The 14,927-nt window shown below is 40.7% G+C and carries 9 protein-coding genes and 1 pseudogene; 6 read left to right on the forward strand and 4 right to left on the reverse strand.

What is annotated here, in order from left to right; all coding sequences use genetic code 11:
- Window positions 1-363: 363 nt before the first annotated feature.
- Window positions 364-1,773, forward strand: a complete 1,410-nt coding sequence (istA, locus tag IGI96_RS13560; protein WP_438785456.1) for an IS21 family transposase — start codon at window positions 364-366, stop codon at window positions 1,771-1,773.
- Window positions 1,770-2,498: an IS21-like element helper ATPase IstB gene (istB, locus tag IGI96_RS13565; protein ID WP_438785218.1), complete on the forward strand. Its 729-nt coding sequence runs from the start codon at window positions 1,770-1,772 to the stop codon at window positions 2,496-2,498. Before istA ends, istB begins: the two co-directional genes overlap by 4 nt.
- Here istB and IGI96_RS13570 read toward each other — a convergent pair.
- Both IGI96_RS13570 and IGI96_RS13575 read right to left on the reverse strand, forming a co-directional pair.
- Complete coding sequence (locus tag IGI96_RS13570; protein ID WP_438785219.1) at window positions 2,435-3,784, reverse strand: ISL3 family transposase; 1,350 nt, start codon at window positions 3,782-3,784, stop codon at window positions 2,435-2,437. The genes istB and IGI96_RS13570 overlap by 64 nt on opposite strands.
- A gap of 213 nt (window positions 3,785-3,997) precedes the next feature.
- Entirely contained in the window at window positions 3,998-4,672 is a 675-nt protein-coding gene (locus IGI96_RS13575) for a CPBP family intramembrane glutamic endopeptidase (protein WP_438785458.1), read from the reverse strand.
- 234 nt (window positions 4,673-4,906) lie between these two features.
- Between IGI96_RS13575 and IGI96_RS13580 the strand changes: the two genes are divergently transcribed.
- Window positions 4,907-6,469 carry a polysaccharide deacetylase family protein gene (locus tag IGI96_RS13580; RefSeq protein ID WP_438785220.1) on the forward strand — a complete coding sequence of 521 codons (1,563 nt, stop codon included), beginning with the start codon at window positions 4,907-4,909 and terminating at the stop codon, window positions 6,467-6,469.
- Window positions 6,470-6,587: 118 nt separating this feature from the next.
- Here IGI96_RS13580 and IGI96_RS13585 read toward each other — a convergent pair.
- Window positions 6,588-7,904 (reverse strand): annotated as a pseudogene (locus tag IGI96_RS13585) (transposase); the annotation flags it as partial.
- Between the two features lie 283 nt (window positions 7,905-8,187).
- On the reverse strand, window positions 8,188-9,384 hold the full coding sequence (locus IGI96_RS13590) for an IS110 family transposase (RefSeq protein ID WP_438784782.1): 1,197 nt from the start codon (window positions 9,382-9,384) through the stop codon (window positions 8,188-8,190).
- Window positions 9,385-10,417: 1,033 nt separating this feature from the next.
- On the opposite strand from IGI96_RS13590, the gene IGI96_RS13595 reads away from it, so the two are divergent.
- The 3 genes from IGI96_RS13595 to IGI96_RS13605 all read left to right on the forward strand — a co-directional run bounded on the left by IGI96_RS13595 (window position 10,418) and on the right by IGI96_RS13605 (window position 14,893).
- Window positions 10,418-11,260, forward strand: coding sequence for a PRD domain-containing protein (locus tag IGI96_RS13595; RefSeq protein WP_301969461.1), 843 nt, complete (start codon window positions 10,418-10,420; stop codon window positions 11,258-11,260).
- A gap of 170 nt (window positions 11,261-11,430) precedes the next feature.
- Entirely contained in the window at window positions 11,431-13,332 is a 1,902-nt protein-coding gene (locus IGI96_RS13600; protein WP_010747921.1) for a beta-glucoside-specific PTS transporter subunit IIABC, read from the forward strand.
- A 91-nt stretch (window positions 13,333-13,423) separates the two neighbouring features.
- The gene (locus IGI96_RS13605) at window positions 13,424-14,893 is read left to right on the forward strand and encodes a glycoside hydrolase family 1 protein (RefSeq protein ID WP_096741354.1); all 1,470 of its coding nucleotides are present in this window, start codon (window positions 13,424-13,426) and stop codon (window positions 14,891-14,893) included.
- Window positions 14,894-14,927 lie beyond the last annotated feature (34 nt).

Raw genomic sequence — 14,927 nt, forward strand, 5'->3', positions numbered from 1 at the left:
AGGGGGCGTGACATAAGTTAACTAGTTACGCTCTCCAAAATATAAGGAGCACTCGAAAATCATGTGATTTTTCGGCTCTTCGACATTTAGTGTTGGTAGAGAAAGATACAACTGAAAATTTAGTCATAACCAGTTAGGCAAAGTGCTTAACTGGTTTTTGTTTTACTTGGAAGAGTAAGCCTTGAATGAGATATATTCTTGCTCGAAAGTTGTGGAAGTTTCGATAGCTGTTTGTGGCAGAATTTAACTACACACTAATGCAGCCGAAAGTACACAACTATGCAGCAGTTTGACTGCGAACTAGTTTCCTTCCATCATAAGTTTTAGTGACTTAGTGATGGAGGTACAGAAAGGTTGTTAACTTTGGATGATATTAAAACGATAAAACATTTGAGAAATAATCGTGATCAGTCAATTGATCAGATAAGAAAAGCAATGAATATCAATTGGCGAACAGCGAAAAAATACGCCGACAGTGATCAGCTATTCATTACGGATCCTACTCGAAAAAATAAATCCATGATGGATGATGGCTGGGGAGAAATTATCGGTAGTTGGCTAGAAGAAGACCTACGCTTACGTAGAAAACTCCGTAGAACTGCCAAAGCTATCTATGAACAATTGAAACCTTTGGGTTTCCCTGGCTCCTATCGAACAGTTTGCGTCTATATTTCTCAATGGAAAAAACAGCGGTACGACGAAACGAATTACAAAGCTGTCGATCGCCTTGATCATCCGATCGGAGAAGCACAGGTCGATTTTGGAACAATGGAAGTCATGCACGAAGATCACATGAAAGACATACAACTTCTTATCATGTCATTTCCCTATAGTAATGCGACGTTCGCAAGTGCCATGCCAGCTCAAAACCAAGAGTGTTTCCTGGAAGCATTAAAGCAACTATTTGATCAATGCGGCGGTGTTCCAAAAAAGATCAGAATAGATAACTTAACTCCAGCGGTGAAAAAAACAAAATCAAAATTTGAAGAAGCACAACTAACCGATGAATTCTTACGTTTCACCATTCATTATGGTTGTGATGTTCAAGTCTGTAACCCACGTAGTGGGCATGAAAAAGGACATGTCGAAAATAAAGTGGGTTATGTCCGATACAATTTCTTCTCGACTTCGCCAATCATGGACTCTTTTGAGTCCCTAAATAAGCAGCTTGAAGAACAATTGAAAACAGATCGAAAAAGGACGCATTATTCGAAACATCAATTAATCGAAGATTTGTGGAAGAAAGAAAACAAGGCGTTACATTCTCTTCCCCAAGAGGATTACCCAATTTTTAAAGAAGTAGAAGCTAAACTAAATCGTTACCACGAAATGAAATTGGATCAAACGGTTATTCATATTCCTAAAGCATATGGATATTCTCAATTGACCGTTGTTTTGACTTGGAATAAATTCAAAGTTCTTACGCCTCATGGAGACCTCTTAATGAACGAATATCGCCCCTATATGAACAAAAAACGATTGATCCCATGGAGTGATATCTTGAAACAATGGAGTAATAAATTGAATGTCGTTAGTTATTCGAGGTATTGGAAGTACTTGCCTGCACGCCTTCAAAATTATCTAGCAATTGATAATAATCACCTTAAATACAGACGGATAAAACAATTACTAAGTTTATTAGCGACCTATGATATCCAACAAATTAATGAACAATTTTACGAATTAGTTGTTCAAGAAGATGCCCCCTCTGACTTTGATGTGAATTGGTCAAACTATGATGCATTAACAAAATCAGGAGGCGTGCAAAAATGACTGGACAGACGCTAGAAGATTATTGCAAAAAGCTTCGATTAAGCCATATCATCACGAACTTACCAAGAGCTTCTTTCGAAGCTCCAGAACAATTTATTACCGATTTATTCCGTTTAGAGCTTGAGACCAGACAGCAGATCAAATTAGAACGGATGGAAAAATTAGCCAAATTTCCTGTACCAAAATCGCTAAAGAACTATGAATGGCACGAAAATATTTTTCTACCAGCCCATCTAGATAAGGCGACCCTTGTCTCTCTTGATTTTCTAAAAAGGCAAGAAAACATTGTTTGTGTTGGCTCTCCTGGTACAGGGAAAACGCATCTAGCGATCGCATTAGGGAGAAAAGCCTGTAGTGAAGGTGTTTCAACCAAATTTTTCCGAGTAAACAATCTCGTTGAACAATTAGAGAGTGCCTTAAAAAAACAACAGCTAGCCAGTTTCAAGAAGCGATTCGAAACAACAGAATTAATTATTCTTGATGAAATGGGGTACTTACCATTGACGAAAGAAGGAGCTGAACTGCTCTTTCAACTGATTTCAGATTGGTATGAGCAAAAGAGCATTATTATTACCTCTAATTTAGAATTCAGTCAATGGAATCGAGTGTTTATGGATTCTCGCTTAACAGCTGCTCTCGTTGATCGGCTAATCCATCACGCTCACATTATCAGCTTTAAAGGCGAAAGTTTCAGGTTGAAAAATTCATTATCTAAATCATATTGAAGGAAAAAACTAGTTGCAGCAAAACTCTGCACTTTCGGCTGCATTTTTTTGTAAAAAGCTATTGCACAACACAGATAGCCGTAGGCTACTCGTTTTATCACTTTTATCTTGTTGTTTGTTCCTTCTAATGCACCATTACTATACCTGGTTTTTAAAGCATATTGAATCCCTAATTTGTATTTATTTAAAAACGTCAGCTTCTTACAAAACCATTGTGGGAGGCGTTGATCTAAGCTATTGATCGTATCGAAAAAGCTTTGGCTGTCCTTGTGTTTAAAGTGATAGAGGAGGAGCTGACAAGTCTCGTAAGCCCTTGTTAATTGCTTGTCATAATTCAAAAGTTCATCGACGATCGCTTTTTGCGTCATTGGTCTACGAAAGGATCGATCATATTGATAATTGGAACTATCCAGATCATAAGCATGCTTAAGGAGTAATTTCCAGAATCGCTTCAATCGTCGATACTTTGTCGGTTTCGTTTTTTGAAAGTTGTTCATTGTTTTGATTCGCAACTGATTTAACGCACGAGTGATTTGTTGGACAATGTGAAAGCGATCAGTCACGATTTTGGCGTTTGGGAAGACCGCTTTTACAAGTTCAAAATAAGGGGCATTCATATCCATCACGACGTATTTCGCGTTCGCTCGTGCTTTTCGAGTGAATTTAAGGAAATAGGATTTTAAGAAAGCCAGGCGACGATTCTCCAATACACCGATTAATTGCTGGGTCTGCCCATTCATAAAGACAAAACTCATTTTACCACTGCAGGACTTCATCGATTTGAACTCATCAAAACAAAGGACCGAAGGTAATGTATCAAAACGAGGATGATACGTTTTTAAACAGGTGTGTAGGACACGCAGAACGGTTACGTCAGAGACAAAATAGCGATCGGCAATTTCTTTTCTTGTTATATTCTTCGCCAGTTCCAAGGCAATTTGAACCTTTAATTCCTTTGAAAGATAGCAGTTTTCATCCACCAAATTTGTCTGAGCGTTGAATGTCGATTGACATTCTTTACAGTAAAAGCGCGTACGTACCAAGCGTAATTCTGTTTTTGTTGCTCGATAAGGCAAAAGTTGGACTTTTGTTTTATGTGAGCCATTCTTGATAATTTGTCCTTCATTTTTGATACCACATTTACGGCAATGGCTTGGTATATAGCTAAGTTTGGCATGGATAAGATTGGTGCGAAACCCCTCTTTTTCTATAGTCTCTAACCATTCTTCTTCGAAGAATAAATTTTCATCTGTTAAACCTAACAATTTTCTAGTACAATGATCCATGGAGATATCCTTTCTTGGTTTGGTTTTGTTTTAGTCGACTAAATTCTACCAGTTAGGCTATCTCTTTTTCTATCTTTTTTTACAAAAAAAGTGTCAATAGAAAATCCGTAGATTTTCCACCAACACTAAATATTGTAGAACCGATTTTTCGAGTGCTCCTTATATTTTGGAGAGCGTAACTAGTTAACTTATGTCACGCCCCCTTTTTGATGCTTATTTACCTAAAAATGAAATGAATCCCAGGGAATCATAAAGAAAATGGCAGATCCAGCTGACCCATACGCTATTGGATTTTTTCCAAACGTAGTTGAGTGCCAATCTGGCAGGCATCAAGGTGATCAATAATTGAGCTGGATGAAAGCCGTACGCTGGGATGTGCCATAAAGCGAATAGCACACTGCAAATGATGGATGACCAGGCAAAAGAAAGGCCTCTTTTCTGCAACGCCAACAAGAGGTTGGTGCTAAGCAATTCTTCGCCCATCAGCATAAAGGGGACTTGCAAAAAGACCATTTGGACAGTGATGGTTTCGCAGATCGAGTTGGTTGTTGGTTGTCCAAAAATAGCGGCATAAATAAAGGAAAAGAACACGCCAGTCAAAATGACGAAAGGGACACCCCACAATAAAACGGTAAACCGAAAATGTTTGAACTGCTCCAAAAAGGTTGCTCGTAAGAGAAAATACCCTGCGCTAAATGCGAAGACCAGATTCCAGATGGTACCGACGATCGATAACACGGAATCGTTTAGTGGGGTATATGGAAGTAATTGATAGGTTAACCCAATGATTAAGGTAAGAACGAATAAATAAACTGCTGATTTGTGTTTCATTTTGAACACATCCTTCATAGTAATTGCCACATGCTGAATTATAAACAGAAAAAACATCAAAGTACAAAAAGATATCTCTCATTATTTTTAAACAAAAAGAAAAAGCAGTGAACACGATACCATACTTGGCAGAATTCGTTTTCTTAAAAGCAGAATAAAGAATTTCTAAGAACAATTCTCAAAATTTGTGAACAAAAAGAGAAGTTTATAAGAATCTCTGTAACGCTGTTGAAATATTATTACGCCTATGTTACATTTTGTTTACGTTATTATGTTTGAGGGAGAATGTTTATGAAGAAATCAAGCAATTATTCAAATAATTCACAACATAGAGAAGCGACTTCTGAAAAACAAGCACCTACTTCAAGGGTCGAATCACATCAAAAGCAAACAACGGGAACGACAAGACGCACGCCAACCGCCAATCGTCAAGTTTCTAAAAAGAAGCCAACCCATCGCAAATATCTCTTTTCATTGATGACGCTGCTGACAATCGTCATTATCGCCACTGGGGGCTATATCGCTTTTACTTTGAAGCAGCAAGAAGCATTGGCACGGGAAAAATATGAAGCTGCCGCACAAAAGCTATTAGCATCGATCCAAGAAGAGCAGGCCAAAGAGGGAATTCCCGCAAAACTTGAAACATTGTCTGATGGGGACAAAAAAGAATTGATTTTCCGACCAAAAGAAGAAAATGCCATCCCTGTAAAGGATGCAAGTCAGAAATTATCGACCATGGCGAACAAGCTATGCAAAAAGCACGCCGACAAAGAGACCGTTACGATCGCTCGGATTCAAGCACAAGCAGTTGCATCAAAAGTGTCAACCTATTCCTTAAAAGCGGACAGCTATGTTTGGAATCGGGAGACTGGGCGGTTTGAAGATGCGGATAGCGTGGTTGCCGATCCAATTTTTATTTCCGAGAAAACCGGCAATGAATTATCCTTGAAAGACTTGGTTCCAGATGAAGGCAGCTTGCTAGGAATCCAGCAAGTGATTCAACAAAAGCTTTTGGATCAAGCCAAAGAACCGACTAAAATCATTGATGCCGTCTTGGGGATGGACCGAATCACCTATGATTCAAAATTTACTTATGATCCTGAAAAAATAACGCTCCAGTTGCCGCAAAATCAAACAGGTGTATCCGAGATCACTTTGGCTTACAAAGAGATTGCGCCCTTTATTGATCCAGAGCTTGTCAATGCGGATCAGTTGAAAGAGCAACAAGCGATGTTAGACGAAAACAAAAAATATGTTGCGTTGACTTTTGATGATGGACCAAATGATACTTCGACATTGGATCTCTTAAAAATATTGAAAGACAATGATGTGAAGGCAACGTTTTTTGAATTAGGCCAAATGGTGGATCGATATCCTGAAGTCGCGAAAAAAGTCCATGAGGAAGGGCATGAAATTGCCAGTCACTCCTATTCTCATCCCCAATTAAATACGTTGTCGCCAGAGGAGGTCAAAGTGGAAATAACCAAAACGGACAAAGCCATCTATCAGGCGACAGGGGTCTTGCCTAAGAATTTGCGCCCGCCATATGGAGCGATTGATCAACAAAGCGCCCAAGCAGCAGGAAAATCGATCATTCAATGGAGTGTTGATACCGAGGATTGGAAGCTGAAAGATCCAAACAAGATTTTGAAGGTTGTCCAAAACAATGTTTACGATGGATCGATTATTTTGTTACATGATATTCATCCGAAATCTGTTCAAGCCGTGCCCGGTATCATCAAAGCACTCAAAGCGCAAGGCTATGAATTTGTGACGGTCGATCAATTGCTCAATGGCAGCCAAAAACCAATGTATCAATATTTTGGTGCAACAGATGAGCGCAGTGTTAGCTAATAGCTGAAAAGGGGGCGTGACATAAGTTAATTAGTTACGCTCTCCAAAATATAAGGAGCACTCGAAAATCATGTGATTTTTCGAGTGCTCCTTGTTTTTTTTATTCATTTTGGGTAGTTCAAGTACCTATTTTTGTCAATTTCATCATATTGATTGCCGTAATGAGTAAACCCGTCTGTTTTCTGACTTTTTCTAAGCCCCGAACCGTGTATCGAGTGAAACCCAAACAAGCCTTCATAAATCCGAAGACTGTTTCCACGTCGATCTTTCTCCGACCATATATTTTTTGAATTTCAGGCGTTGATAAGCGCTCTTTTTGTTTTTCTTTATGGTATTCCCAAGACGGATTTACAGTGATCTTTCTGCGATTCCCCTTTGGGGTTAAGGCTTCAGGAATGAGCGCTTGGTTCGCATCCGTTTTTTCTGCTTGGTATTCTTTAAAATCTCGGACAAAGCCATCCGCATCTGTTCGTTGACGGTAAGCATGAAAATTGAATCGTACCCCTTTGGGGTCGATGTAAAAGTCCTCCTTAGGCTCATAATCCCAATTCATTACTTTCTGATCATCTGTTTGCCATTTCTTGCTTTGTTCTTTAAACATCGTTCCATAAGGAATCAGTGCAGTATGCTGGGGAAGTTCATCTTCTATATAGCGGTAATTGCTTTCTGAACCATAGCCTGCATCGGCGACCAAATAATGAGGGGACTTTTGTGCAATCTTCATCTTTTCCAGTAATGGTTTCAGTGTCTTAGTGTCTGTTGGGTTTTGAAAGACATCGTAGCCGAGTACAAATTGATTACAAGTAGCGATTTGCAGGTTATACGCAGGCTTAAGTTGGCCATTTTTCATAGGGTCTTCTTTAACGCGCATGAATGTCGCATCATGATCAGTTTTTGAATAACTGTTTCTTGTCCCATAAGTAGAAAACTGCGTTTGATGTTCCAGAAGTTTTTCTCGTTTTGTATTTAATTTGCGTACTTGGCTTTTCAACGTTCGCCGTTGTTGTTTCGCTGGATTTGGCGAAAGACGTTTCGTTGCCTCAACTTCTCTTTCTAGTTCTTCCAGACGTAGTTCCATCCGTGTTAACAGTTCATCTATCATGTCTACTGTCAAGGTCGTCCCTTCGGGAATCTGTTTCAGGGCATACGCTTCTCTTAGTTCCGTCATCATAGTAAGCAGTTTTTCGCGATTCATTTGATCGAATCGGATCGTGTTTTTCTTCCAGACAAAGCTGTACTTATTCGCATCTGCCAAGATTTTTGTGCCGTCAATAAACAGCGCATCATCAATCAGATTCCGTGCACGCAGATACTCTGTCAACTGATCTAAGCCTTTATTGGTCAACTCTTGTACATCGTTGGATACACAAAAACGGGCGATCGTTCGATAAGTCGGAACCTGTTCTTGCGTCAACCAGCGAGCATATAGGTTTTCTTCTATGGACTTATGTCACAGTCCCTTTTTTATTATTGACTTTAGTCAGTTTCGTTCGCGTAGCGTACGAAACAAAAAAAACGCGCGTTTCTACGCGTGGACGAAATAGCTTTAGCGATAAAAAACTCCTTTCGATATACTAATAGTGGCTACCAACCGCATATCAGATCGAAAGACAAACTATATTAAGTCAAGCACAAAATGAAAAGTTTGAATAACGTAGTTTTGACATTATTTGAAGGCATGACAAAGAACCCTTAGGCAAAGGGGATTTTTGAAAAGATCAGTTAACAATCATTTTCTGCTCCTCATAAGGCTTATTATCTTTCAGTAGTTGATAAATGATTCGTACCAGTTTTCGAACAACATGACTGATTGCGACATTGTAGTGTTTTCCTTCTGCTAGTTTTTTCTGGAAATAGACACGCATAGACGGAGACCAAATAGACATGAGTCTGGCGGCTTCATGCAATGCCCAGCGAAGCTGAGAGGAACCTCGTTTGACCATTCGACCAGTTTCAGTCTGATTCATTCCAGACGTAGAGATGGAAGGTTCTGCGCCTGCATAGGCAAGCAATTGATTCGGCGATCGGAAATTATTAATATCTCGAATTTCGGCGAGAATGACACTCCCTAATTTAAAACCAATGCCAGGAATCGTTAAAATAGGTGAATCGATTTCACTCATTAATCGAGCAACTTCCTTCTCGGCTTTGTCTCTCATAGTTGTAAGGTACTGAATGGCATCAATAGTTTGAAGGAGTTCAAATTCTAACGCTGGCGACTCTTGACCAATAGAGGTTTGCGCGAGTGTTTTGAGCTTGACGGCCTGTTCTTTTCCAAAGTGACCTTTTGAGTGCGTTGAAATGAGATTGGTCAACTTCGTTAAGTGTGCATTTCCTAATTTTCTAGCAGAGGGGTATTCTTTTAAGATTGCGTACACATAGGATTGGTACTTCGCGGAAGAAGAACCCAAAGAAGGTGCTAATTCTGGAAAGAGAATATCTAAAATGCGTGTGTAGTTCACTTTTTTTCGAGTACAGTCCTCTCTTAATCTAGCTGTGTGTCTGGTTAAATATTTCAGCTCAATCATTGAGGGGTTCGCACTAAATGATTGTTTATCAAGATCTGCTCGTAATTTACGAGCGATCGTCATGGCGTCTTTTTTATCGGTTTTGGTTTTTCGTAAGCTTTGATTTTTGGCAAATTCTTTAATTAAGTATGGATTATAGCTATAAGTTGGGTACCCTTGCGTCCGAAGGAAGCGTAAGATATTAAAGCAATAATGACCGGTATCTTCTAAGGCGATTTGAATCTCTTCGCCGGTTGTTTTCTGCAAATTGGCAAGCGTCATTTGAAGCTTCGTAAAGCCTTCACGATTATTTTCAATCTGAAGATGACGGATAAAAACCGTTCCTTCAGTATCAATGATCGCTAAGTCATGTTTGTGCTTGGCAATATCTATTCCAACGTACAACATAAGGACCACTCCTGACAGATAAAATTTACGCTATGCTCCACTTACTCTTTGCCTATGTAACCTTGTGATCAATCAAGCGTCACGAACAGATGTCATGCGCTAACAAACTTATTAACAATGTGACAAAGAGCTGTGGCCAGAGCCTTTCGACAACAGTATTCCAAAGGAATCTGGTGGAGGTTATACTAGTCCATAGCGTCTAGCTCAATTATAGACAAAATAACAGCTAGTTAAAACGGAATAGCTGATTAATTGAGTATCTTAAATATACAAGGTTATTTGATTGCTTCCCCCTCTCAAAGACACCTTTTCGTTTGTGGAAGTCATGAAGCACATGAATCGCTAAAAGCGGTCAGTCACATTGAATGTCTGTCATGCACCAGACCTTCCCCAATTCTTTGTGATTGATCGTTTTTTGTAAAGCATCATCCTTCTAGCTATGACCGTAATGTACGAAGATTACGGTTTTTTTTGTTGTGTGCTATTGGATAAAATCTGCAAGAGTTGTCACAGAGGGTTTATACAGAAAAACCCCTCACTATCAGTAAGAAAACTACGAGCAAATAAGAGTGAAACGAAGCCGAAAACGAAAAAAGAAAAACGTTTGCAAAAAAAGTGTTGACATTTTTTCTCAGAATGAGTACTATTATCTCAACGGAACATGAGAGTGTTCTCATTACTGGATTCGTTACTGTTCGGCAGGCAAGACCAGAGGAAAAAAGTGCGTTGATTACCCAAAGTTTCTTGGGTTGTACACTTTTTTGCTTTGGTCTTCTTTTTTTGCTCCATTGGTTCTATTCGCTAAAAAAGAACCGGTTCCAAGGTAAGGTCCAGTCATTGATCATCAAAGGAGGGGAGAAGTAAAACGCAATGAACTGCCAGCTAGGTTTGAATAATTTTTGCATCATTGTATGGTACAGTTAGTATCCTTATCACTTAGTGGCAATTCAGAGAAAAAAATAAAAGACCTTCTGCATAGACGTCAAACGATACAAAGTTTTTTACGGGCTATGCTGATCAAGGAGGATCGTTCGTGAAGATTATCAAGAGGATCAACAACAATGTTGTACTTTCAAAAGAAGATGAAGTTGAAGTGATCCTAATGGGAAAAGGGATCGGCTTTCAAACGAAACCGGGTGACCTGATTCCGGCTGAGCGAATCGAAAAAAAATACTACCCAGAAGATGACTTGACAGTGGAACATATGTCGAAAGTCATGACGAAGGCTGACGAAAAACAAATGGCCGTCATTTATGAAATCGTGCGTCTCTTTCGGGAAAGTGTTGGAACCGATTTCAATCCAAATGTTTATTTCACACTGATGGATCATATCTTGTTTGCCATCAGTCGTCAAAAGCAAGAAATTGTTTTGACCAATCCCATGCATTGGGAAATCAAGAAAATCTATGCCAAGGAATATGCGGTCAGTGTCCAAGCGGTGGAGTTGATCCGCAAAGAGCTGTATCCCGATTTTTCACAAGAAGAAGCTGCGTTTATCACTTTGCATTTCGTCAATGCGCAAATTGAAAAAAGCGCCAATCAAAGTGCTTATGAGCACACCGAGTTGACGAACAATATTTTACGGATCGTTAAGTACAGCATGAACATCGAATTTGATGAGAATTCTTCCTACTTCCAACGGTTCGTGACCCACATTCGCTATTATTTAATTCGACAAAGTCAAGAAAAAGAAGAGCCAGTATTGGCAAATCCAATGATTGCCTTGGCCTTCAGCAGCTATCCAAAAGAAAAAGAAACCGCAGATTCGATCAAAGAATACTTATTTGAACAAAAGGGCTGGCATGTCAACGATATGGAATTGATGTATTTGATTCTGCATATCGGTAACTTAGCCGCTCACTCAAAATTAACCTAAGAATGGAAATGGATTCGTTACAGTTCGGCTGGCAAGACCTGCACTTTCTTACAATACTCGATGAGGAAACCCGTCGCTCTTTTTTTAGGGGGTCTCTCATGCTTGTTTATTGTAGAAATGGCTGGTCTTTTTATTTTTATTAAATGACCAATAAAAAAGGAGCAATCAAAATGGCAAAATATACTGAATTAGCGCAAGACATTTTGGCCCACGTTGGTGGCAAAGAAAATGTCTCATCTGTAAAACACTGTGTGACTCGCTTACGGTTCCACTTAAAAGACGAAAGCAAAGCGGACACTGATTATTTGCAAAAACGTGACGGTGTCGTGACCGTCGTCAAAGCAGGCGGACAATACCAAGTCGTTATCGGCAATCATGTGCCAGATGTTTATGATGAAGTGTTGAAAGTCGGCGGATTAGCCGATGGTGGCAGTCTTGATATCGATGAAGGCGACGGGCAAAAAGGCAGCTTGTTTGACCGCTTTATCGATGTTATCTCAAGCCTGTTCCAACCTTTCTTAGGCCCATTAGCGGCAGCCGGTATCTTAAAAGGGATCACGGCGTTGCTGGCAGCAACTGGGATGGAAGCGACCAATGGTATCTATGTAGTAATGAATACTTTAGGCGATGGTTTGTTCCAATACTTACCAATGATCTTAGCCGTCACTGCAGCGAAGAAATTCAAGATGAACACCTATACAGCATTAGCGATCGCAGGGGCGATGGTCTATCCTGGCTTAGCAGAAAGTGTGGCTGAAGCGAGCAAAGTCTTCGGTTTAACCTTGACCTTGCCAGCAGGCGGTTACTTCAACAGCGTATTGCCAATTATTTTAGCGATTTTTGTCGCTTCAAAAATTGAGCAGTTTATGCGCAAAGTCACACCTGACGTAGTCAAAATGTTTGTGGTTCCGTTTGTAACGATTTTGATCACCGTACCTTTGACCTTCTTTGTGGTAGGTCCAGTCGCAAATACAGCCTCTAGCTGGATCGGTGTTGCTTTCCAAGCAGTGTATGATTTCAGCCCAATCATCTACGGCTTTGCTTTAGGGGCATTATGGCAAGTATTAGTTATGTTTGGTCTTCACTGGGGTCTTGTGCCATTGGCGATCATGGATATGGCGCAAAACGGCTCTTCGATTATTTTGACCGCAGCAGTGCTACCATGTTTCACGCAAACGGGTGTGTTAGCAGCGATTTGGTTGAAAACGAAAGAACCAAAAGTCAAACAAGGCGCAATGCCAGCTTTGATCTCATCAATCTTCGGTGTGACTGAACCTGCGATCTACGGGTACACGTTGCCAATGAAAACACCATTTATCGTTTCTTGTTTAGTTTCAGGTTTCGTCGGTATCTACTTGTCAATCTTTAACGTCACTGGTTATGCAATGGGTGGTATGGGGATCTTCTTGTATCCTGCATATATCGATCCAGCAACAGGCAGCTTCCATAGTGTGATCCACTTGGCGATCGGTACAGTGATTGCGATCGTAGCGTCATTTATCATCATGATGTTGTTGAAAGTACCAACATTGTATACAACTGTTGATTCACCAGTCGACGGTCAAGCAACACCAGCAGCGCCAGCGCCAGAAGCAAAAACTGTTTCTGCCAGCGTCAAAGATGAAACAGTCAAAAGCCCAGTAACTGGTCAAGTGGTTGCTTTAGCAGATGTGGAAGACAAAGTCTTTTCTTCAGGTGCTATGGGAAAAGGGATCGCAGTTGAACCAGCGATCGGTGAAATCACTGCGCCAGCAGATGCAGAAGTCAAAATCTTGTTTCCAACAAAACATGCCATCGGTTTAGTGACAGAAGATGGAACAGAACTATTGATCCACATCGGCATGAATACGGTAGAACTTGAAGGCAATCACTTTACTGCCTACATCAACCAAGGAGACAAAGTCAAAGCTGGTCAAAAATTGATTTCTTTTGATACAGAGGCGATTCGTGCGGAAGGCTATTCCTTGCTGACACCAGTCATCGTCACGAACTCTAACGACTACAGTGACATCCAAACGACACAGTCAAAAGAAGTAACAGCGCAGGACGATTTGATCGAAGTCGTAAAATAAATGCGTTTAACGGCACGTCGCAGGATCAGTAAGAATGCTTTCTTGCTGATCTGCTGTGTCGATCATTAAAGAAAAAGAAAGTAGGCTAATCATGACAGAAAAACAATTTCCAAAAGGCTTTTTATGGGGCGGCGCCACTGCAGCCAACCAATTTGAAGGAGCATGGAACGAAGGCGGACGTGGTCCAGCCACATCTGATACAGCGATCGCTGTCAAACCAGAAGACCGCAAAAACATGGCAGAATTTGCTGCACCAATGACACGGGAAAAAGTTTTGTTTGCCTTAAATGACAAAGAAGGCTTGTATCCAAAACGTTGGGGGTCAGACTTTTACCATCGCTACAAAGAAGATATCGCCTTGTATGCAGAGATGGGCTTCAAAACCTTCCGTCTGTCCATCGCTTGGTCAAGAATTTTTCCAAATGGTGACGATGCTCAGCCAAATGAAGAAGGCTTGCAATTTTATGACAATGTGTTTGATGAGTGTGCGAAATACGGGATCGAACCCTTAGTGACCCTCTCTCACTACGAAACACCTATCGGGATCGCGTTGAACTATGGCGGCTGGAAAAATCGCCAAGTGATCGATTTGTTCGTCAAATACGCAGAAACCGTGCTGACCCGCTACAAAGACAAAGTCAAATACTGGTTGACCTTCAATGAAATCAATATCATGGGGATCTCTGGCTATGTTGGTGGTGCCTTATTATCCGAAGACGGCACACAAAACCTTTCTGACATGTATCAAGCTGTGCATCATCAATTTGTGGCTTCTAGTTTAGCAACAAAATTTGCCCACGAAATCAATCCTGACATCAAAGTAGGGATGATGTTGGCACGAATGCAAGCCTACCCAGCTACACCAAATCCAGCAGATGTAATGGAAGAAATCAAGCGTGACCACGAGAATCTCTTCTTCTCTGATGTCCAAGTTCGTGGGAAGTATCCCGCATATACGAAGCGCTTCTTTAAAGAAAACGGCATCGAAGTGACCTTCGAAGACGGCGATTTAGACCTTCTTGCGCAATACCCTGTCGACTTCATGTCCTTTTCTTACTACATGAGTTCTATTGCTCGCCACAATCCTGAAGAAGGCGGCGAAGCAACTGCGGGCAACTTTTCTTTAGGTGAATCAAACCCTTACTTGGAAGCCTCTGACTGGGGGTGGCAAATCGATCCAATCGGCTTGCGTGTGACTTTGAATAACTTATACGACCGCTACCAAGTACCGTTGTTTATCGTTGAGAACGGCTTAGGTGCCTTGGATACGGTGGAAGAGGATGGTTCGATCCATGACAGCTATCGCATCGATTATTTGAAGGCGCATATCGAACAAATGTATGAAGCGATCGAAGATGGTGTGGAATTGATGGGCTATACGCCTTGGGGTTGTACCGACTTAGTATCGGCTTCCACGTCAGAAATGTCGAAACGCTACGGCTTTGTCTATGTAGACGCGGATGATGAAGGAAACGGCAGCTTTGACCGTTCCCGCAAAGATAGTTTCTACTGGTACAAAGAAGTCATTGCCACCAATGGCGGTAGTTTGTTACAGGATTAAAAACTAAACCAAAGCGGCTCTCTTTTGTGAGAAT

Origin of the sequence: Enterococcus sp. DIV0421, assembly GCF_051713745.1 — a bacterium.
Classification (GTDB): Bacteria; Bacillota; Bacilli; order Lactobacillales; family Enterococcaceae; genus Enterococcus_D; species Enterococcus_D casseliflavus.